The following is a 20,750-nucleotide window of genomic DNA, read 5'->3' on the forward strand; positions in this document are numbered from 1 at the left end:
CGCGCCCCGCCGGGGGAGGGAGGACGCGACAGTGCGGGCAGCGGGGGAGGACGCGACAGTGCGGGCAGCGGGGGAGGACGCGACAGTGCGGGCAGCGGGGGAGGACGCGACAGCGCGGACAGCGGGGGAGGACGCGACGGCGCGCCCCGCCCGGGGGGGGGAGGACGCGACAGCGCGGCAGGGGGGAGCACCCGGCCGGACCCGGCCCGGACGTCACCCGAGCTTCGCCAGCGCCTTCCTCACGCGGGTGAGACTGGCGGTCGTCGCCGTCCCGAGATGCTGGGCGAACAACGCCACCCGGAGCTCCTCGATGAGCCACCGGACGTCCTTGACCTGGGGAGACGCGGCCCGGGCGGACGGGAGCCGGGAGATCGTCTGCTCGTACTCCCGCATCGCCTCCCGGACCTCCGCGTCGAGGTCCTCCTCCTTCTCCGGGTCGGAGTCCATCATCGCCAGTCGGGCCTTCATCGCCTCGACGTACCGCGGGACATGACGCAGCCGCGCCACCCCGTGCCGCGCCAGAGCGTGGTCGCCCATGTAGAAGCGCAGCTGCGCCCGCATGTCCTCGATCGGCTCACCGGTCCACTCGGCGAGCTCGTCGGTCATGTCCGCCACCGCCAACACCGCCGGTGCCACGGCGACGACCGTCTGCCGGACCAGACCCGGCCCCTGACGCCGCGCCGCGTCGACCGCCTCGGCACACCGGTCAGGATCCCGGATGACCGGGCCGAACCGGTCGAGCAGGTCCCGGCACGCCACCACCCGCGCGTCGCTGATGAGCGCCTCCGGCCCCCCGGACGGGTAGTTCTCCACCGCCACGCGTTGCCGGAGCGGCAGGCCCTTCACCATCTGGTTCGTCGACACCGTGCACGCCGCCACCATCATGTCCAGCACCGTCTTGAACTGCTGGGCCGCCGCCGCCTGCGGGGTCGGGAACGCCGTCAACGCCACCCCGTCCCCGGTCGCCACGACCGCCGGGCAGGCCTGCACGGACTGCCCGTCGACGACGGTGTCGACGCTGTCCGGCACGGTCCCGAGACCGTCCGCCGTCCACGCCGCGGCCCGGGCCAACGTGGCCCCGGTCCCGGCCCCGCCGCTCCCGGCGGCCCCGCCGGACCGCGAGTCCGCCTGACCACCGGACGCCCGGCCGCCACGGCGACGACCGCGTCGGGACCCTCCCCGGCCCTCCCCGGAGCGGTCCCGGCCGTGGAGCGCCGCATCCTCCGGCGACGGCCCCGACCCCCGCGCACCACCGGAGGACCGGGCCGCGACCTGGGCGATCGCCTGCGTCACCTCACCGGCCAACCGGTCCTTCAGCGCCGCGAGGTCCTTGTCCGCGTCGACGACCTTCCCCCGCCGGTCGACGGCGGCGACCGTCATCCGCAGGTGGCCCGGCACCCGGTCCCAGTCGAAGTCCCCCGCGGAGATCCCCCGCCCACCGAGGGACCGCAGGGCGTCCGCCAGCGCGACGTCGAGCGGCCCGTCGAACGGCACCATCGTCCGCAGCGCGGCCGTCGCGAAATTCGTCGCCGGGACCACGCTCGTGCGCAGTGCCTTCGGCAGCGACCGGATGAGCGCGACGACGAGCTCGTGCCGCATCCCGGTCACGAGCCACTGGATCGCCGTCCCGTCCACGGTCGCGAGCAGCGGCAACGGCACGCGCATGGTGATGCCGTCGTCCGGGTCGCCGGGGCTGAACACGTAACTGAGCTCGAACTCCAGCGAGCCCTGCCGCCACACGTCCGGGTACTCCTGCGCGTGCGCGGCACCGCTGTCGGAGTCGATGAGGGACTCCGGGTCGATGTCGAGGGAGTGCGGGTCCCGCCGCGACGCCTTCTTCCACCACGAGTCGAAGTGCCGGGCGGAGACGACGTCCGCGGGGATGCGGGCGTCGTAGAAGTCGAACACCACCTGGTCGTCGACGACGATGTCCCGCCGACGGGCCTTGTCCTCGAGTTCCCCGACCTCCGCGAGGACCTCCCGGTTGCGGTGGAAGAACGCGTGGCGCGTCGTCCAGTCGCCCTCGACGAGGGCGTGCCGGATGAACTGCGTCCGTGCCTCCGCCGGGTCGGTCCGGGACAGGGGCACCCGCCGGTCCGCGACGATCGGCAGCCCGAGCATGAGCACCTTCTCGTGGACCATCGCCGCGCCCCGCGACGACGACCAGTGCGGCTCGGAGTGCACGTACCGGACCATGTGGGGGGCGACCTGCTCGACCCACTCGGGGGCGATCGGCCCGACCGTGCGCGCGAACAGGCGCGACGTCTCGACGAGCTCGGCCGCCATGATCCACTGCGGGGGGTTCTTCGCCAGGTTCGACGACGGGTGCACCGTGAAGGTCGTGGACCGCGTACCGGTGAACTGGCGCCCGGTGCCGTTCTTCATGCCGACGTTGGTCAGCACGCCGGTGAGGATCGACCGGTGGACGGCCTCGTCGTGGACGGCGAGGTCGTCGAAGGTGAGGTCACGGACGTGCCGGATGTTCGGCACCTTCCACCGCAGGTCCTGGATCGTCGACAGGAGCTGGCGGACGAGGTCCATCCACTCGCGCACCCGCATGTAGTGGATGAACTCCGCGCCGCACAGCCGCCGGAAGGCGTTGCCGGACAGCTCCCGGCGCTTCTCCTGGAGGTAGTTCCACAGGGCGAGCACCGAGGTGAAGTCGGAGTCCCCGGCGAACCGGGCGTGGAGCTGGTCGGCCTTCTGCTGGTGCTCGAGCGGACGTTCGCGGACGTCCTGGATGCTCAGGGCGGCGACGATGACCGCGAGCTGCTCGAGGACGTTGTTCTCGTGGGCGGCGACGAGCATCCGGGCGAGCCGCGGGTCGGTCGGGATCCGGGCGAGGTCGCGGCCGACCGTGGTGAGGGTCGGCCCGCCGGTGGTCGCCGGTCGCCCGCCGTCACGGCCGCCGCGGGTGTCCCCACCACCGCCGTCACGGCCGCCGCGGGTGTCCCCACCACCGCCGTCACGGCCGCCGCGGGTGTCCCCACCACCGCCGTCGCGGCCGTCACGGGTGTCCCCACCACCGCCGTCACGGCCGCCGCGGGTGTCCCCACCACCGCCGTCGCGGCCGTCACGGGTGTCCCCACCACCGCCGTCGGCACCGCCGGCACGGTCGGCGTCGTCCCCGGAGGCCCGCGGGTCGGTGATCGCCCCGAGCTCCCGGAGCAGGCGGAGCCCGTCCTTCACCGCCCGGCTGTCCGGGGGCTGGAGGAACGGGAACTTCTCGATGTCCCCGAGGTCGAGCGCCGCCATGGAGAGGATGACGCTGGCCAGGTGCGTGCGGAGGATCTCCGGGTCCGTGAACTCCGGCCGGGCCTCGAAGTTCTCCTCGGAGTACAGCCGGACGGCGATGCCGTCCGACGTGCGCCCGCACCGTCCGGACCGCTGCCGCGCGCTGGCCTGGCTGATCTCCTCGACGGGCAGGCGCTGGACCTTCGTCCGGTGCGAGTACCGCGAGATCCGCGCGTACCCCGTGTCGACGACGTACTTGATGCCCGGGACGGTGAGCGAGGTCTCGGCGATGTTCGTGGCGAGGACGATCCGCCGGTGCGGACCCGTGGAGAACACCCGGTGCTGCTCGGCGTTGGACAGCCGGCCGAACAGGGGGAGGACGTCGACGTTCCGCCAGTGCTGGGCGGTGAGGGCGTCGGCGGCGTCCCGGATCTCGCGTTCGCCGCTGAAGAAGCACAGGATGTCGCCGGGGCCCTCGCCCATGAGCTCCCGGCACGCGGCGACGAGGCCGTCGAGGGGGTCGGTCTGCTCCTCGCGGACCTCGCCGGAGTCGCCGACGGGCACGGTGCGGGTGAGGGGCCGGTACCGGATCTCGACGGGGTACGTCCGGCCGGAGACCTCGATGACCGGGGCGGGGGTGCCGTCGGCGTCGGCGAAGTGCCGGGCGAAGGAGTCGGGGTCGATCGTCGCCGACGTGATGATGACCTTGAGGTCGGGTCGGCGGGGGAGGATCTCCCGGAGGTAGCCGAGCAGGAAGTCGATGTTGAGGCTGCGCTCGTGGGCCTCGTCGACGATGATCGTGTCGTAGGCGCGGAGCAGGCGGTCACGCTGGATCTCCGCGAGGAGGATGCCGTCGGTCATGAGCTTGACCGAGGTCGACTTCCTCACCGTGTCGTCGAACCGGATCTTGTAGCCGACGCGGCCACCCGGCTGCCCGCACGTCTCCCCGAGCTCGTCGGCGATGCGGTCGGCGACGCTCCGCGCGGCGATGCGCCGTGGCTGCGTGTGGCCGATGAGTTTCCGGCGGCCACGGCCGAGGGCGAGGCACATCTTCGGCAGCTGGGTCGTCTTGCCGGACCCCGTCTCCCCGGCGACGATGACGACCTGGTGGTCACGGATCGCCGCCATGATGTCATCCCGGCGGGCGGACACCGGCAGGGATTCCGGAAAGGTCAGTCGGCGTTCCTTCTGTGCACTACCCTGGGGACTCACCCGGGTCACCATACCACCGGCACCGACGACGCCATCCTGACCGTCGGCACCGACCCCGGCACCGACCACGGGCGCAGCCACCGGCGCTCCGACCGAGGAGGCCCTGTGACGTCCGTCGACCTGACCACACCCGAACCCGCCCAGTCGGGCGACGGCCCCGCCGCGGGCCTGAGCCGCCGGGCGTTCCTCACCGGGGCGGCGCTCACCGTCGGGGCCGTGCTCTGGTCCTCCGGGACACCGGCCCGGGCCGGCACGTCGCCGGCGGGCGCCGGCGGTGGAGGTGCCGCGCCCGGGGCACGCTTCCTCGTCGGCCGGGGGCTGGCCGACTGCACGGGGGAGCCGTTCGGGGCGGGGATGAACGGGTACGCGGTGCCGCGCCAGACGAGCGTCGGCCTCCAGCGCCGGCAGTTCGCCCGGGCGTTCGTCGTCGCCTCCGGTGCGGCGGGGGCGGCCGACCCTTCCGGCGCGGTGTCGCCGGCGGCCCCCGCGGCCCCGGACCGTCTGGTCCACGTGACCGTCGACACGGGGCTGATGTTCCAGTCGATCCAGGTCGAGGTCCTGCGCCGTCTGCGCGCCGAGTTCGGCGACCTCTACGGCGAGCACAACGTCATCCTACAGGCGACGCACACCCACGTCGCCCCGGGAGGGACCTCGGGCCACGCGATGGTCGACCTCACCACGGCCGGCTTCCGTCCGCTGACGTTCGAGGCCACCGTCTCCGGGATCGTCACCGCCGTCCGCCGGGCGCACGCCGACCTCGCCCCGTCCGAGCTGACGCTGACCAGGACCGTCGTGGAGGCCGCGGGGGTCAACCGGTCCCCGCAGGCGTTCGCGCGGAACCCGGAGGCCGACCGCGCCGCCAACCCTGACGGCGTCGACCGCACGGCGGTGACCCTGCACGTCACGCGGTCGGGTCGCCCGGTCGGCCTGCTCAACTGGTACGCCCTCCACGCGACGACGTTCGGCCCGGAGTACCGCCACATCTCCGGGGACAACAAGGGCTACGCCGCGTGGGCGACGGAGCACGGGCACGGCGTCGACCACCGTCACCCCGGGGACGCGCCCTTCGTCGCGGCCTTCGCCCAGTCGGCGCCCGGGGACGTCACCCCGAACGCCGGTCACGTCCCCGGGTCCGGCCCGGGGGCGGACGAGGCGGCGTCGGCCCGGATCCTCGGTGACCGCATCCGGGCGGGGGCGACGGCGGAGGCGGCCGCCCGCGACATCGCCACCGGTGGGGTCGACGGCCGCCACCGCTGGGTGGACATGACGTCCGTCACCGTCGACGGGCGGTGGACCCCGGACGGCCGCCCGGGGCGGACCGGGCCCGCGATCCTCGGGGCGGCCTTCGCCGCGAGCTCGCAGGAGGACGGTGGCGGGGAGCCGGCGCTGGGGTTCGCGGAGGGGGAGCGCGGGGGCACCCCCTGGGTCCGGGCACTCGACGGGATCCTCGTGCCGCCGGACGTCGCGGCGGTCCACGCGCCGAAGGAGATGCTCCTGCCGGTCGGGTACATCCCCGGCATGGTCCAGCAGACGCACTGGTTCGCGGTCCACCGGGTCGGGGCCCTCGTCCTCGTGTCGGTCCCCTTCGAACCGACGACGACGGCGGGTCTGCGTCTCCGGAGGACCGTCGCGGCCGCGGCGGGGGTCGACCCCGCGCTCGTGGTCGTTCAGGGCTACGTCAACGGCTACGGCCACTACCTCACGACCCCGGAGGAGTACGACAACCAGGACTACGAGGGCGGGGCGACGGTCTTCGGCCGGCTGCAGCTCCCGGCCGTCCAGCAGATCGTCGACGGTCTGGCCCGTGACCTCGCCGCCGGCCGGCCCGTCGACCCCGGGCGACCGGAGGACGACCTCACGGGGCGGATCCCCGCGAGCCCGGTCGGTGTCCCGTGGTGGGACGTGCCCCCGCCGGGTCGACGGTTCGGTGACGTCCTCTCCGGCGGCGGGGAGGTCCGGGCGGGGGAGACCGCGCGGGTCGTCTTCGTCGGCGCCAACCCGAACAACGGTCTCCGGCACGAGGACGGGTACCTGCTCGTCGAGGAGGACACCCGGCAGGGCGGGGGCCCGGGGGACGGGTGGCGGGTCGTCGCCGACGACTCGTCGGAGTCGACGCTGCTCACCTTCGAGGCGACGGGTCCCCTGACGCGGACGACCGTGGAGTGGTCCACGGTCGGGGTCCGGCCGGGTCACTACCGGGTCCGGTTGCGCGGTGACGCCCGGGGGCTCGACGGGACCGTCACCCCGTTCAACGGGGTGGCGGAGGTCGACGTCGTCTGACCGGCGTCGCGCGGCCGGGCGGGGTGGGCCCCGGGCGCCGCGCGCCGCCGCCCGCGCGGCCGGGCGGGAACGGACCGCGAACGGCCCGGCAACGGCCCGGGAACGCACGGAGGGCCGGGGCACGGGGTCCGTCCCGGACGGGACGTCCCGTGCACCCGGCCCTGCGGCTCAGGCGTCCCCGGCCGGACCGTCACCGGTCGGCGGGGTCGTCACGGACGGTTCAGCGCGCGTCCTCGATCTGGAGCGCCTGGGCGACGCCCTGGACGGTCGCGGCGATCTTGACGGCCTCGAAGACCTGCTCCTTGGTGAGGCCCTCCTCGCGCACTGTCTTCTCGTGGGCGATGGTGCAGTGCTCGCAGCCGTTGATGGTGGACACGGCGAGGGAGAACAGCTCGAAGTCGACCTTCTCGATGCCCGGCTTGGCGATGACGTTCATCCGCAGACCCATCTTGACCTGGGAGTAGTCCTCACCGAGCCAGCCGCGCGCACGGTAGGCGACGTTGTTCATCGCCATGATCGAGGCCGAGGCGAGCGCCGCCTGGTAGGCCTCGTCGGAGAGGTGCTCGCGCGCCTCGTCGGAGATCTCCGAGATGACGGCGTCGTTGCGGGTGGCGGCCGCCGTGGCGACGAACGTACCCCAGAGCTGCTGCTCGGAGAGTTCGGTGCCGCGGGCGAGGGTGCCGAGATTGAGCTTGAGATCCTTGGCGTACTCGGGGAGCGCGCTCTTCAGGTTGTCGATTGACATGTGTTACTTCAGCCCTTCCTTGAGCTCGGACATCTTGTTGATGTTCTTGGTCGGGTCGTTCGCCTCCCAGTTGCAGGCGCAGACCTCCTCGGACTGGAGGGCGTCGAGGACGCGGAGGACCTCGTCGACGTTGCGGCCGACGGCGTCCGGCGTGACGGAGACGAACTGGATGACGTTGTCCGGGTCGACGATGAAGGTCGCCCGGTCAGCGACACCGTCGGCGTTCTCGACGCCGAGGGCGCGGATGAGGTCGTGCCGGATGTCGGAGATCATCGGGAAGGGGACCTCCTTCAGCTCCGGGTGCGTCGCGCGCCAGTTGAAGTGCGCGAACTCGTTGTCGATGGAGCCGCCGATGATCTGGGTGTCGCGGTCCTGGAACTCCTCGTCCAACTTGCCGAAGGCGGCGATCTCCGTCGGGCACACGAAGGTGAAGTCCTTCGGGTAGAAGAAGATGACGCGCCACTTGCCCGCGAAGGACTGGTTGGTGACGGTCTCGAAGTAGTCCTCGGGCTGGCTGGCGTTGACCTCGCGGAGGTCGCCGCCGCGCAGGGCCGTGAGGGTGAAGTCGGGGAACTGGTCACCGATGGTGAGGATGGACAAGTTGTTGCCTCCTGTACTAGAACGTGCCGGGTTCGGTCAGTTGAACTCGGTCCCCATCATGCCAGCGTGGCCGCGCGCCGTCAAAAAGACATTCCTTTGGGTGTGGTGTAGAGTGATAGGCATGAACAATCGTGAGTATCGGCCGACGATCGCGCAGCTGCGCACCTTCGCCACGATCGCGGAGCACCGCCACTTCGGGACGGCGGCGAACCGCCTCGGCATCTCGCAACCCTCACTGTCGCAGGCGCTCGCCGCGCTCGAGAACGGGCTCGGGGTGCAGCTCATCGAGCGGTCGACGCGCAAGGTCATCGTCACCGCGGTCGGGGAGGAGCTGCTGCCGTACGCCCAGGCGACGCTGGACTGCCTCGACGCCTTCGTCACCCACGCGCGTGGTGCGCACGGTGGTCTCGTCGGCCCCATGAACATCGGGATGATCCCGACGGTCGCCCCCTTCATCCTCCCGGAACTGCTCCGCACGATGCCCGCGCGGACGCCCGACCTGTCCCCGCGCATCATCGAGGAGAAGACCACCCACCTCACCGAGTCGCTGCGGCAGGGCACCATCGACGTCGCCGTCGTCGCCGCCCCCGCGGACAGCCCGGGGTTCCGGACCATTGAACTCTACCGGGAGGAGTTCGTCCTCGTGCTTCCGGACGGACACCCCATGGCGGGCCGGCGTGACGTCACGGTCGACGAACTCGGCTCGCTCGAGCTGCTGCTGCTCGACGACGGCCACTGCCTGCGCGACCAGGTCCTCGACCTGTGCCGGACGGTGCCGATGACGAACGACCCGCGCCGCTCGGCGACCCGGGCGGCCAGTCTGTCCACCGTCGTCCAGTGCGTCGCGGGCGGTCTCGGGGCGACGCTCGTCCCCGTCAGCGCGGTGGCCTCCGAATGCCAGCGGCCGGGCATCGCCCTGGCGACCTTCGACCACACCGGTGACCCGGTCGGCCGCACCATCGCGTTGTGCTACCGGACGAGCTCGAGCCGGGCGGAGGAGTTCGCGACGGTCGGCGAGATCATCACCGACGCCTTCACCGTCTCGGTCGACCAGTCGCGCGTCGTCCTCGAGCGGTTCCTCACCGCGGCCGCGTGACCGCGCGGGACCGTCAGCCGCGGATGACGCGCAGGTCCCGCAGCCGCACCTCACCGGCCTCGTCGGTCGCGGCGAGGTCGACGGTGCCCTCGAACGCCCACCCGTGGTCACCCTCCGGGTCGTCGAGGATCTGGCGGACGTGCCACCCGTCGTCGGACTCCGTGATGAGGATCATGTCCGCCGACCGGGCCGACGCGTCGACACCGATGTCCGCGTACTCGGCGAAGTAGTCGTCGAGCGCCTCCGGCCAGTCCGGGGCGTCGTCGAGGTAGGCGTCCATCCCGGCGAGGTCGTCCTCCCGTTCGAAGGCGAAGAGCTCGACGTGCCGGAAGAAGTGATTGCGCACCATCCGGCGCAGGGCCCGCGGGTTCGAGCTGAGCAGTGACGGGTCGCCGACGCCGAACGCCCGCTCCCGCACCTGCTCCTCGGTCACCGGCGTGTCCGGGTCCGCCATGGCGGTCCACTCGTCGACGAGGGACGAGTCCACCTGCCGGATGAGCTCCCCGAGCCAGACGATGATGTCGTCGAGCTCCTCGGTCCGCCGGTCCCGGGGCACCGAGTGGGACAACGCCCGCCACGCGTCGGTGAGGTAGCGCAGCACCACCCCCTCGCTGCGGGCCAGGCCGTACGTCGCCACGAGGTCGGAGAACGTCATCGCCCGCTCGATCATGTCGCGGAGCACGGACTTCGGGCTGAGCTCGAAGTCGCGGGCCCACGGGTTGCCCTCGCAGAAGATCTCGAAGGCGTTGTGCAGCTCCTCGTCCAGCGGCTTCGGCCACGTGACGTCCTCGACGAGCGCCATGCGCTCGGTGTAGTCCACCCCCTCCGCCTTGAGCGCCGCGATCTCCTCGCCCCGGCGCTGCCGTTGCTGGGCGAGGAGGATGTGCCGGGGGTCGGTGAGGACGGACTCCATCGTGCTGATGACGTCGAGCGTGTAGGTGTCGCTCTCCGGGTCGAACAGGTCGAGGGCGGCGAGCGCGAACGGGGAGAGGGGCTGGTTGAGGGCGAAGTCGCGGTCCAGCTCGGCGGTCACCCGGGCGTCCCGGCCGCTGGGGGTGTCGGCGTCGAACTCCTCGACGACCTCGGCGCTGAGTAGGCCACGGTACAGGCCGATCGTCGTGAGGATGTGGGCGTTCTGCTTCGGGCGCGGGTCGTGGTTCGTCCGGAGCAGGTGGTGGAGTGCCCCGTACGTCCAGCTGTCGCGGGCGACGACGTTGAGGACCATCGACGTCGACACGCGGAACTGGCTGACGAGGTTCTCCGGCTCCGCGGCGGTCAGCCGGTCGAAGGTGCTCTCCGACCACGTGACCTGCCCCTTCGGTGCGGACTTCTTCCGCAGCTTCCGCTGCTTCGCGGGGTCGGATCCCGCCCGTCGCCGCAACCGCACGTTCTCGATCTCGTGCTCGGGGGCCTGCACGACGACGGTCCCGGCGGTGTCGTAGCCGGCGCGACCTGCCCGCCCGGCGATCTGGTGGAACTCCCGGGACCGGAGGAGGCGGGTCCGGGTGCCGTCGAACTTCGCGAGGCCCGTGAGGAGGACCGTCCGGATCGGGACGTTGATGCCGACGCCGAGGGTGTCGGTGCCGCTGATGACCTTCAGCAGGCCCTGCTGGGACAGCTTCTCGACGAGCCGCCGGTACTTCGGCAGCATTCCGGCGTGGTGGATGCCGATGCCCTTCCGCAGCAGCCGCGACAGGGTCCTGCCGAAGGTGGTGGTGAACCGGAAGTCGCCGATAGCCTCGACGATGCGCGCCTTGTCCTCGTCGGTGATGAGGGCGTTGCTCGTCAACGCCTGGGCGCGCTCGACGGCGTCGCGCTGCGTGAAGTGCACGATGTAGACGGGGGCCCCACCCTCGGAGAGGAGGTCCGCCACCGTCTCGTGGACCGGGGTGTAGACGTAGTGGAAGTCGAGGGGGACGGGCCGGACGGTGCCCGAGACCACCGTCGTCTCCCGGCCGGTCCGGGAGGTGAGGTCCCGGCACAGCCAGTCGGTGTCGCCGAGGGTCGCGCTCATGAGGAGGAACTGCGTGCGGGGCAGTTCGAGCAACGGCACCTGCCAGGCCCAGCCGCGGTCGGGTTCCGAGTAGTAGTGGAACTCGTCCATGACGACGACGTCGACGTCCGCGTCCGCGCCCTCCCGCAGGGCGATGTTCGCGACGATCTCGGCCGTGGCGCAGATGACCGGCGCGGAGCCGTTGACCGTCGCGTCGCCGGTCATCATGCCGACGTTGGCGGGGCCGAAGATCTCGCACAGGGCGAAGAACTTCTCGCTGACCAGGGCCTTGATCGGGGCGGTGTAGAAGCTGCGCTGGCCCCGGGCGAGGGCCGTGAAGTGGGCCGCCGTCGCGACGAGGGACTTGCCGGAGCCCGTCGGCGTCGACAGGATGACGTTGTCCCCGGCGACGAGGGCCGTCGCGGCCTCCTCCTGCGCCGGGTACGGGGTGATGCCGCGGTCCGACGCCCAGCGGAGGAACGAGGCGAGGATGGCGTCGTCGAGATCCGGCAGGAGCTCGGAGAGGGTCGTCGGGATCGGGGGGAACTCGTCAGTCACCGGGGCGTCTCTCTCACTGGGTGGGCTCTCGTGGGCTGGATCGGGGACCGTGACCGCCGGCCACCGGCGGGATCCTGTGGGCCGGTCGGGGGCCCGGCCGTCGGGGCCGGGCGGAGGAGGGGTCGGGGACAGTCACTCCGTCCCGTCGGGCCCGGTCTCGCCGGGGTCGTCGTCCGACGCGTCCCGGCGGTCCCCCGGGCGGCCGCCGTCGGAGGGGGTGTCGTCGTCGCGGTCGGCGTCGGACGGTCCCGCGCCCGGCCCGTCGGCGTCGGCCACCCCGCCGGTCGACGGGTCCGCGCCGTCGTCGTCCCCGGTCCCGCGGTCGGCGACGTCGGCGAGGAAGCGCTCGAACTCCGCCCCCAGCTCGTCACCGGACGGGATGTGCTCCCCCGGGCCGAGGAGCGTGTTCTCACGGCGCCGGCGGATCCTCGCGGCCTCGTCGTCGTACTGCTTCTCGAGGGCGGAGACGACGGCGGCGATCTCGTGCGAATCCTCCACCTGCTCCGTCAGCTGCTCGCGGATGCGCTCCATGTCCGCCTCGAGCGCGCGCAGCGGAAGGTGCAGGCCGGACACCGTCTCCGTGGCCCGGAGCAGGCCGTACGTGGCCTCCGGGTAGTCCGAGGCCGAGATGTAGTGGGGGACATGGGCCGTGAGCCCGACGGCGTCGATGTCCCGGCGGGACACGGCGAGCTCGATCTCGAGCGCCGCCGAACCGGGCACGATGAGCCGCGACTCCCACGTCTGGAGCCCCGTCACGAGCTCGGGGTTCGACGAGTGCGCGGACACGACGAGCGGCCGCGTGTGCGGCACCGTCATCGGCGCGGAGTACAGGGACACGACCTTCGTCACGTTCGTCCGGGCCGCGAGATCGGCGACCGCCGCGGCGAAGGCGTTCCACCGCAGGTCCGGCTCCGGGCCGGTGAGCAGCAGGAACGGGGCGTCCTCCGTGTCACGCAGGGCGTGGAGGCTCAGCGACAGCTCCTCGTGGTGGGCGAGCCGGTCGTGGTCGATGGTCACACCGGGGCGCCGGGAGCGGTAGTCGATGAGCTCGTCGACGTCGAACGTCGCGACCGGACTGTGCTCCAGGGCCTGAAGGAGGTGGACACCGGACTGCTGGACGGCCTGACCCGCGTCCGCGTAGCCCTGGAGGGCCACGATGAGCGTGACGCCGTCACCGTTGGCCTGGCGGCCGATGGGTGCGGGGTATTCGAGCTCGTACATGCGGTTGTTCTCAGACATCTCCGGGGCACTCCCTTCCATCCAGGATGTTCGTACAGCCTACCAGCAGGGCGGTCGCGGTCCGGCCGGACCGGACGGGGCCCGGGACCGCTCCGCGGTCGGCGCGGACCGTTGTCCCCAGCCGGGTGGTTGTCCACAGGCTGCTGGGGCGATGCCCCCGACGGGGCCCGGGGAGGACGGCGGCGTGGCGATGATGACGGCCATGAGTTCACGAGACACCACCGCCCCGCTGCACGGCCCCGGGCGATCCACTGACCCGTCCAACGCCGTCCCCGGCCCGGGTATTCCCCGGTCCGGCGACCCCGCCGCCTCGACGATCATGCTCGGGTCCAGTCCCGGCGACCTCGTGGCGGCGGTGCCCGCGCTGCTGGGGTTCACGCCGGCGGAGTCGGTCGTCCTCATCGGCCTGTCGGTCCCGCCGCCGGAGGTGCTCCCGGCCACCGACCGCACCGACGGGACGGTCACCCGCTTCTGCATCGGCCCCGTCGTCCGCGCCGACCTCGGCACGGGCGCCGGTGCGGCCGCGGCCGCGGCGATGGGGCGGGGCGTGTCCGACCTCCCGGGCGCCGAGGTCGTGTGCGTCGTCGTGACCGGGGACGCGGACGACGTGCACCTGCCCGGTCCGGACGACGACCCCGGCGCCACCCCGGCCGGCGGGGGCCGTGCGGACGTCGTGTCGGCGGACGTCGCCGCGGTGACCGCGACGCTGGCGACGTTCGCCGTCGACGTCACCGCCGTCTACGCCGTGCCCGGTGTGTGGGCCGGTGCACCGTGGCGGGAGGTCACGGAGGCCGGGGAGGTCGGGGACAGCGGGACCGTGCCCGACCCCGCGCAGAACGCGTACGGCCGGTTCCGGGCGTCGACCGGCCGCCGGGTGATGGACAGCCGGGAGGAGGTCGACCGCGCCCTCGACGCCCGCCGCCCCGGGGACGGGCCGTGGACGTGGCGGCCCCGGCGGGGCGGTGGGGCGGCCACCGGTGACGGGGACGCCGGGGCGGGGCCGCTCGGCCGGTTGCGGAGCCTCGGCGTGGTGCTCGACGCCGCGGCCGCGGTCACGCAGGGCGACGACCCCGCCGGGACCCTCTCGGCGGTGCGGGTCCGCCAGGCGCTGGCGGACGCGGTCATGCGCCTCGACATGCTCCCGCTGACGGTCCTCCTCGCCTACAGCGCGCACTCCCCGGCGGCGGGGGAGCTCCTCGCCGAGGCGGTGCGGGCCAGCTCCGGGGCGCTGCGCCGCCGGTTCCTCACCGTCCTGGCGTTCCACCGGTGTGCGACGGCCGACGGACCCGCGGGTCTGCGCGCCGCGGCCCGGGCGGTGCGTGAGGTCGTCGACGGTCCGGGGGGACCGGACGACCGGGTGACCGTGGCCCTGGCCCGTGCGCTCGCGGACTCCTACGCGGGGGGACGCCTCCACGAGATCGTCGACATCCTCGCGGAGTCGGCGGTGGAGGTCCTCGAGGGGATGCGGCTGGACCTCTGGGCCGACCACGGGGTCGGCGCCGGGTCGTGCGCCGGGGCCGACGGTGAGGACGACGTGGAGGCGGCCGCTGCGGCGGGCGACGTCCTCGACCGCCTCACCGACGACATCGACTGGGCGGCGGTCACCGCCGCGCGGCGTGGAGGCGGTCGCCGAGGGCCGAGGTGAACTCCCAGGCGTCCCGGACGATCGTCGTGAGGTCGGACCGCGTCGGCGTCCAGCCGAGTTCCTCCGTCGCCTTCGCGGAGGAGGCCACGAGGGTCGCGGGATCACCCGCGCGACGGGGGGCGTCGACGGCGGGGATCTCCCGGCCGGTGACCTCGCGGCACGTCGTGATGACCTCGCGGACGGAGTAGCCGGACCCCGACCCGAGGTTGAAGATCCGGTGCTCACCGGGGACGTTGCTGTCCGCGGCGAGGAGGTGCGCGTCGGCGAGGTCCCGGATGTGGATGTAGTCGCGCACGGCGGTGCCGTCGGGGGTCGGCCAGTCGTCGCCGAAGACGCTGACGGACTCCCGGTGGCCGAGGGCCACCTGGAGCACGATGGGGATGAGGTGGGTCTCGACCACCCGGTTCTCACCGGACCCGTCGTAGGCGCCGGCCACGTTGAAGTACCGCAGACTCGTCGCCCCCAGGCCGTAGGCCCGGGCGTAGGAGGTGATGATGTTGTCGATGGCGAGCTTCGACGCCCCGTAGGGGTTCGTCGGCGCCGTGGGCATCGTCTCGGTGATGGGAACCTGATCCGGCTCGCCGTAACAGGCGGCGGTCGAGGAGAAGACAAGGTTGTCGACACCGGCGGAGCGCATCTCGTCGAGAAGGCGGAGCGAGGTGACGACGTTGCCGTGCCAGTAGGCGGCCGGGTGCTCGACGGACTCGCCGACGAGCGACCGCGCGGCGAAGTGGAACACCGCCGCGCAGTCGTCGGCGAGGACGGCGGGGGCGGCGTCGGCGACGTCACCCTCGACGAAGGCGGCCCCGTCCGGGACCGCCTCCCGGTTGCCCGTCGAGAGGTCGTCGACGACCGTCACCCGGTGACCGCGCTCGAGCAGGACCCGCGCGCACACGCTGCCGACGTACCCTGCGCCACCGGTGACGAGGACGTGGGAACCCTGGGGGAGAGCCATGCGGGTCAGGCCTCCCGGATGCGGATGCGGATCGCGTGGCCGAGCTCCGGCGGGACCGTCAGTTCGCCCTTCGCGCTGGTGATGACGAGCCCGTCGTCGTTCGTCACGAGGGTGACGTCGGCGTCCGGGCCGATGCCGTAGGTGCCGAACTTCGCCATGATCTTGTGCTCGACCTGGACGATCTCGTTGATGCTCACGATCGTCGCGGCGGTCGGGGAGGAGAGGTTGACGTCGGACGCCCGGACCGTGCCGGAGAGGTCCTGGCTGACGTCCTCGCCGAGCAGGACGTCGAGCCCCGGGATCGGGTTGCCGAAGGGGGACGTCGTGTACTCGTCGAGGACCGCGACGAGACGGCGCTCGACCTCCTCGCCCATGACGTGCTCCCACCGGCACGCCTCGTCGTGCACGCTCTCCCACGGCAGGCCGAGCACGTCGGTCAGGAGACGCTCGGCGAGACGGTGCTTGCGCATGATCGCCGTCGCCCGCTCACGGCCCTCCGGGGTGAGCTTGAGGGAGCGGTCCGGGGCGATGTGCAGGAGGCCGTCGCGCTCCATGCGGGCGACCGTCTGGCTCACCGTCGGGCCGGACTGCTCCAGCCGCTCGGCGATCCGGGCCCGGAGCGGCGGGATGCCCTCCTCCTCGAGTTCGTAGATCGTCCGGAGGTACATTTCGGTTGTGTCGACGAGATCCTTCACTCGATCGCCTTTCTCCTGTGTGCTCTGTGCGGGAGAGGGGACAGGTGGTGTCCCGTCCCCGCATCGTCGGGACCGCGACCGGCCCCGACGGCACCCCGCCTCCGCCGGGAGGCTGTCTGCGGTGCCGGTCCATCATAAAGCTACATGACGCTGCACGTCCCCGAGGCTGCTGCCGGGGGCGGAGCCCGGCCCGACGACCCAGGTCAGCCCGGGGACCGGCAGGATCCGGCGACCCGGGGGCCGGTCAGCCGGCGTATTCGCGCAGCCGGTCCGCGCGGTCGCCGTCGCGGAGCTTGGCCATGACCTCACGCTCGATCTGGCGGACCCGCTCGCGGGACAGGCCGAACCGGCGGCCGATCTGGTCGAGGGTGCGGGGGACGCCGTCGTCGAGCCCGTAGCGGAGCTTGATGACGTCCTGCTCCCGGTCCTCGAGCGTGTCGAGCACCGCCCGGACGTCCGAGTGCCGGAGGGAGGCGACGACGGCCGCCTCCGCGTCCGTGGCCTCGGAGTCCTCGATGAAGTCGCCGAGCGGGGCCTCCTCGTCCGACCCCACCGGCATGTCGAGGCTCACCGGGTCACGGGACTGCTTGAGCAGCATCTCGATCTTCGGCTCGTCGATGCCGGACTCCTCGGCGAGCTCCTCGTTCGTCGCCTCCCGGCCGAGCTGCTGGTACATCTCGCGCTTGATCCGCGAGAGCTTGTTGACCTGCTCGACGAGGTGGACGGGCAGCCGGATCGTGCGTGACTGATCCGCCATGCCGCGCGTGATGGCCTGCCGGATCCACCACGTGGCGTACGTCGAGAACTTGAAGCCCTTGTCGTAGTCGAACTTCTCCATCGCCCGGATGAGCCCGAGGTTGCCCTCCTGGATGAGGTCGAGCAGCGGCATCCCCCGGCCGGTGTACCGCTTCGCCAGGGAGACGACGAGCCGGAGGTTCGCCTCGAGCAGGTGGGTGCGCGCCGCCCGCCCCTCGCGGGCGAGGACCTTGAGGTCGCGCTTCCGGGCACGGGTGAGCGTCTCCCCGCTGTCGAGGATGTGCTGGGCGTAGAGACCGACCTCGATGCGCTTGGAGAGCTCCACCTCGTCCTCGGCGGTGAGCAGTGCTGTCTTGCCGATCCCGTTGAGGTAGACGCGGACGAGGTCGGCGGAGGGGTTGTCGTTCGTGCTCCGGCGGCGGCCCTTGTCCTCCGGCTTGTCCGCGGACTCCTGCGGCTCGTCCATGTCGAACGTGGAGTTACTCATGCGTGGTGGCCCTCCTGAGGCGGCGGAAGCTCATTGATCTACAGGGACAACGGCGAACGGCGCGACATTGTTCCGTCGGTCGGTGCCGTCGGAGGTCATGTCGGCGCCGGGCTCCCGAAATGACTGCATCGTGCCTGCTCGCAATGTGTATGCCCCTTCACCGTAACACGTGGCCGGGGGTAGCGAAAGGGGGTGTCTGCGCGGGCGGGGGTACCTGTCGGGAGGGGGCCGACGGACCCCGCGGCGGTGGGTGCGGGGCCCGGCGGCAGGTGCCGGACCCGGCGGCGGGGGCGGGTACGGGCGAAGGACCCGGCGGGTGCGGGTGTGGGCGCCGGGCGGTCACGCCTCCACGATGACGGTGAACGGCCCGGCGTTGACGGACTCCACGTCCATGGCCGCGCCGAACCGGCCGGTCTCGACGTGCAACCCCCGGGCCCGCAGATCCTCGGCGACGGCGGCGACGACCGGTTCGGCGTCCGGCCCCGGTGCCGCCGCGGCCCACGAGGGCCGACGCCCCTTCGCGGTCGCCCCCATGAGGGTGAACTGGCTGACGAGGAGGACCTCCGCGCCGACGTCGACGGCGCCGGCGGTCCGCGGCCCCTCGGCCCCGGCGTCGTCGGCCGCGGGCAGGATGCGGAGTTCGGCGATCTTCCGGGAGACCGTGCGCCACGCGTCCTCCGCGTCGTCACGGCCGACCCCGAGCAGGACGAGCAGCGCGAGGGGCCGTCCCGTCACACTCCCGACGACCTCCCCGTCGACGGTGACCCGGGCCTCCCGGACGGTGCTGACGACGGCTCTCACAGCGTCCCCCTCCCGGTCGGTGCGGTTCCGGACGTCCCGACGCCGGGCCCGGTCGTGGTCGTGGTGCCGGTACCCGTGCCGCCGGCGGCGTCGCCGGACGTCGTGGTCCCGGCGTCCCCGCCCAGGTCTGTCGGGACGAGGATCCCGTGCCGGACGAGGTCGACGACGACGCCGGGCAACGCGTCGCGCACGGCCTCCTCGTCGTGTCCGTGGAAGCCGCAGTAGAGCTCGGCGACGAGGCCCACCGGCACGGTGTCGGCGGCGTCCGCGCCGAGCGCGTCGAGGATCCCCGAGAGGACCTCGTCGATCTCGTGCGAGAAGCGGGCGCCGGTCGTCCGGGTCACCCGTGTCAGCGGAGCGGACGGCGACACCGTGAGGCCGGACCCCGAACCCGCACCGGCCCCGCCGACCCCGTCGCCGACCCCGTCCGGGGACCCCGTACCGGCGCGGTCGCCACCGGGGACGTCGACGCGGTCGCGGACGACGTCGGCGGCGACGTGGTACGTCGCCCGGAGGACGCTCTCCGGCGTCTGCCCCCGCAGCCACGCCGCGCGGCGGAAGTACCCGTCGACCTCCTCACCCATCGCGGTGACGTCGGGGCGCGTGACCTGCTCGACGACGACATCCGACGGGCCGTCGACCGCGCGGAGGTGGACCACCCCCATGCCGATGCGGTCCACCCCGGCGTCGGCGAGGGCGTCGAGCCACCGACGGGTCCGTTCGCGCCCCTCGGCGGTCCGGGGGTCGACGGAGGCGTCGCGCACCCAGGTGTCCACGTACGTCACCGGGGTCACGGACTCCCGCTCGACGACCCACGCGGAGACGCCGTCGTCGGGGACCCACCCGGCGACCCGGGCGGCCGGGGACTGCGACGGGCCGGTGGCCCACGCGGCGAGGACGTGGGCCGTCCCGCCCGGGCGCAGGTGCTCCGCCGCGTGGCGGACGACGAGCTCACTGGCGCCGTCGAGGGCGAGCCCGGAGTCGCGGTAGATCAGCCGGTCCACCGCCCCGGAGGCCGTGCCACCGGCGTCACCGTCGGCCCCGCCGGCGGCCGGCGGCCCGATGACGAACGGGGGGTTGCACACGATCCGGTCGAAGCGCTCGCCGGCGACCGGGTCGAACCACGACCCCTCCCGCCACTCGACGACCGCGTCCGGACGGCTGCGGTGCGACGCCCGCCCGAAGGCGAGGGCCCGGGCGTGGATGTCGGTGCACACGGTCCGGTCGGCGTCCAGCGCGAGACCGAGGACACCGGAGCCGCAGCCGAGGTCGAGCTGGTCGCGGACCCGTCGCGGCGGCACGTGGGACAGCAGCGTCAGCGGGGCCCGGCCGACCCCGGGAACGTGGGACGGCCCGGGGACACCGGGGGAGAGCGAGGCGTCCGCGTCGGAGACGACGAGCAGGTCCCCGTCGACGCCGTGCCCCGGGACGGAGACGGGGCGGACGTCGATGACCGGGGTGACGGTGCCGGCGTCCGGTCCGTCGGCCCCCGGCCCGTCGACGACGAGCGCCCCGCACGCGACGAGGGCGTCGGTGAGCGGCCCGCCGAGCACTGCGGCGAGGGCCGTCCGGGCCACCGGTCGTCGCAGGTGGAAGGTCCGGACGAGGAGACGGTCACCGGCGTCGCGGGGGGAGTCCCCGTCGGCCGCCCGCGCCCGCCGGTCGAGGCACCACTCGGCGGCGCCGGGGTTCCCGGCCGCCGTCGCGCGGAGGCCGTCGGGCCCCAGGACCCGGGAGACGGTCGCCGCCGAGTACCCGCGGTCGCGCAGGGCGGTGACGAGGTCGGCGAGGGCCGGGGCGGTGGGGTCCGGCACCGGTCCGGTGGGCGCGTGGTCTGGCACGGTGACTCCTCTGCGGGGACGGGGACCGCGGGTCCGGGTCTGGGTGGTCACCGGTCAGGGTAGCCGGTGACCGTACCGTCCCGGCCGGGTCACCGCGGTGAGGGGGTGTCGACGCCGTCCCCGCCGTCGTGGTCGTCGCCGGCGTTCCCGCCGTCGGTCCCGTCGCCGCTCCCGCCGTCGTCGCCGTCGGTCCCGTCGCCGCCCTCACCCTCGACGGCGGCGCGGCGGGCCGCGGCGAGCTGTTCGGCGGCGATCCGGGCACGGTTCTCCCGGACGAGCCCCGGCTTGTACACGCGCCGCTCCCGGGGGTCGCCGCCCTCGCCCTTCTCGTTCGCGAGCAGCACCGCGATCCACGGCAACGGCAGGGACACCGCCCCGATCGCCGCCGTCGCAGCGACGTTGTGGGTCAACCACAGGACCACCCCGGCCACGGCGAAGATCGGCAGGCGGGCGAGCTGGAGGGCGGCGTACACCCGGCGGCGGTGGTGCCAGTTCTCCAGCGGCGACCGGCGGGCGTCGGTGATGAGGGAGACCTGTCCCGTGCCTCGTCCCCGCCTGCCGGGTCTGCGCCGTCGTGACATGTGCACCACCGTAGTCCCCGGGGCCGGCGGCC

At 73.2% G+C, this 20,750-nt stretch carries 14 protein-coding genes; 3 read left to right on the forward strand and 11 right to left on the reverse strand.

Annotated features, from left to right (window positions below; all coding sequences use genetic code 11):
• Nucleotides 1–213: 213 nt before the first annotated feature.
• Nucleotides 214–4,458 carry an ATP-dependent RNA helicase HrpA gene (hrpA, locus tag CBOVI_RS04865; RefSeq protein ID WP_260159994.1) on the reverse strand — a complete coding sequence of 1,415 codons (4,245 nt, stop codon included), beginning with the start codon at nt 4,456–4,458 and terminating at the stop codon, nt 214–216.
• Between the two features lie 93 nt (nt 4,459–4,551).
• Here hrpA and CBOVI_RS04870 point away from each other — a divergent pair, with 93 nt between their 5' ends.
• A complete protein-coding gene (locus CBOVI_RS04870) occupies nt 4,552–6,726 on the forward strand; it encodes a neutral/alkaline non-lysosomal ceramidase N-terminal domain-containing protein (RefSeq protein ID WP_232625874.1) in 2,175 nt (724 codons plus the stop codon).
• 220 nt (nt 6,727–6,946) lie between these two features.
• Here CBOVI_RS04870 and ahpD read toward each other — a convergent pair whose 3' ends face one another.
• Both ahpD and CBOVI_RS04880 read right to left on the reverse strand, forming a co-directional pair.
• Nucleotides 6,947–7,471 (reverse strand): alkylhydroperoxidase, AhpD family, encoded by a 525-nt coding sequence (gene ahpD, locus CBOVI_RS04875; protein ID WP_010267838.1) that lies wholly within the window; start codon nt 7,469–7,471, stop codon nt 6,947–6,949.
• 3 nt (nt 7,472–7,474) lie between these two features.
• Nucleotides 7,475–8,071 (reverse strand): peroxiredoxin, encoded by a 597-nt coding sequence (locus tag CBOVI_RS04880; protein ID WP_010267837.1) that lies wholly within the window; start codon nt 8,069–8,071, stop codon nt 7,475–7,477.
• A gap of 121 nt (nt 8,072–8,192) precedes the next feature.
• On the opposite strand from CBOVI_RS04880, the gene CBOVI_RS04885 reads away from it, so the two are divergent.
• Entirely contained in the window at nt 8,193–9,167 is a 975-nt protein-coding gene (locus CBOVI_RS04885; protein ID WP_010267836.1) for a hydrogen peroxide-inducible genes activator, read from the forward strand.
• A 13-nt stretch (nt 9,168–9,180) separates the two neighbouring features.
• Here CBOVI_RS04885 and CBOVI_RS04890 read toward each other — a convergent pair whose 3' ends face one another.
• Together CBOVI_RS04890 and CBOVI_RS04895 are read right to left on the reverse strand one after the other, a co-directional pair.
• Entirely contained in the window at nt 9,181–11,718 is a 2,538-nt protein-coding gene (locus tag CBOVI_RS04890; RefSeq protein ID WP_010267835.1) for a DEAD/DEAH box helicase, read from the reverse strand.
• Nucleotides 11,719–11,850: 132 nt separating this feature from the next.
• Complete coding sequence (locus CBOVI_RS04895) at nt 11,851–12,957, reverse strand: PAC2 family protein (RefSeq protein WP_010267834.1); 1,107 nt, start codon at nt 12,955–12,957, stop codon at nt 11,851–11,853.
• A 202-nt stretch (nt 12,958–13,159) separates the two neighbouring features.
• Here CBOVI_RS04895 and CBOVI_RS04900 point away from each other — a divergent pair, with 202 nt between their 5' ends.
• A complete protein-coding gene (locus CBOVI_RS04900; RefSeq protein ID WP_157998194.1) occupies nt 13,160–14,602 on the forward strand; it encodes a DUF4192 family protein in 1,443 nt (480 codons plus the stop codon).
• Here the strand turns inward: CBOVI_RS04900 and galE are convergent.
• From galE to CBOVI_RS04930, 6 genes are all read right to left on the reverse strand, one after another.
• On the reverse strand, nt 14,559–15,557 hold the full coding sequence (gene galE / locus CBOVI_RS04905) for a UDP-glucose 4-epimerase GalE (RefSeq protein ID WP_010267832.1): 999 nt from the start codon (nt 15,555–15,557) through the stop codon (nt 14,559–14,561). The two genes, CBOVI_RS04900 and galE, sit on opposite strands and share 44 nt — an antisense overlap.
• A gap of 5 nt (nt 15,558–15,562) precedes the next feature.
• Complete coding sequence (locus CBOVI_RS04910; RefSeq protein WP_029157834.1) at nt 15,563–16,252, reverse strand: iron-dependent transcriptional repressor DtxR; 690 nt, start codon at nt 16,250–16,252, stop codon at nt 15,563–15,565.
• Between the two features lie 244 nt (nt 16,253–16,496).
• Entirely contained in the window at nt 16,497–17,495 is a 999-nt protein-coding gene (locus CBOVI_RS04915) for a sigma-70 family RNA polymerase sigma factor (protein ID WP_010267828.1), read from the reverse strand.
• A gap of 339 nt (nt 17,496–17,834) precedes the next feature.
• Nucleotides 17,835–18,296 carry a D-aminoacyl-tRNA deacylase gene (gene dtd, locus CBOVI_RS04920; protein ID WP_010267827.1) on the reverse strand — a complete coding sequence of 154 codons (462 nt, stop codon included), beginning with the start codon at nt 18,294–18,296 and terminating at the stop codon, nt 17,835–17,837.
• Nucleotides 18,293–20,137, reverse strand: coding sequence for a DUF7782 domain-containing protein (locus tag CBOVI_RS04925; protein WP_083826027.1), 1,845 nt, complete (start codon nt 20,135–20,137; stop codon nt 18,293–18,295). The genes dtd and CBOVI_RS04925 overlap by 4 nt, the downstream gene beginning before the upstream one ends.
• Before the next feature lie 89 nt (nt 20,138–20,226).
• Nucleotides 20,227–20,718, reverse strand: a complete 492-nt coding sequence (locus CBOVI_RS04930) for a DUF3099 domain-containing protein (RefSeq protein ID WP_083826026.1) — start codon at nt 20,716–20,718, stop codon at nt 20,227–20,229.
• Between the last annotated feature and the right edge of the window lie 32 nt (nt 20,719–20,750).

This window comes from Corynebacterium bovis DSM 20582 = CIP 54.80, from assembly GCF_030408615.1.
GTDB classification, from domain to species: Bacteria; Actinomycetota; Actinomycetes; order Mycobacteriales; family Mycobacteriaceae; genus Corynebacterium; species Corynebacterium bovis.

Coding starts and splice junctions, on each gene's coding strand:
- hrpA (WP_260159994.1), bottom strand. CDS start 4,458: ATGGTGACCCGGGTGAGTCCCCAGGGTAGTGCACAGAAGGAACGCCGA.
- ahpD (WP_010267838.1), bottom strand. CDS start 7,471: ATGTCAATCGACAACCTGAAGAGCGCGCTCCCCGAGTACGCCAAGGAT.
- CBOVI_RS04885 (WP_010267836.1), top strand. CDS start 8,193: ATGAACAATCGTGAGTATCGGCCGACGATCGCGCAGCTGCGCACCTTC.
- CBOVI_RS04895 (WP_010267834.1), bottom strand. CDS start 12,957: ATGTCTGAGAACAACCGCATGTACGAGCTCGAATACCCCGCACCCATC.
- CBOVI_RS04900 (WP_157998194.1), top strand. CDS start 13,160: ATGAGTTCACGAGACACCACCGCCCCGCTGCACGGCCCCGGGCGATCC.
- galE (WP_010267832.1), bottom strand. CDS start 15,557: ATGGCTCTCCCCCAGGGTTCCCACGTCCTCGTCACCGGTGGCGCAGGG.
- CBOVI_RS04915 (WP_010267828.1), bottom strand. CDS start 17,495: ATGAGTAACTCCACGTTCGACATGGACGAGCCGCAGGAGTCCGCGGAC.
- CBOVI_RS04930 (WP_083826026.1), bottom strand. CDS start 20,718: ATGTCACGACGGCGCAGACCCGGCAGGCGGGGACGAGGCACGGGACAG.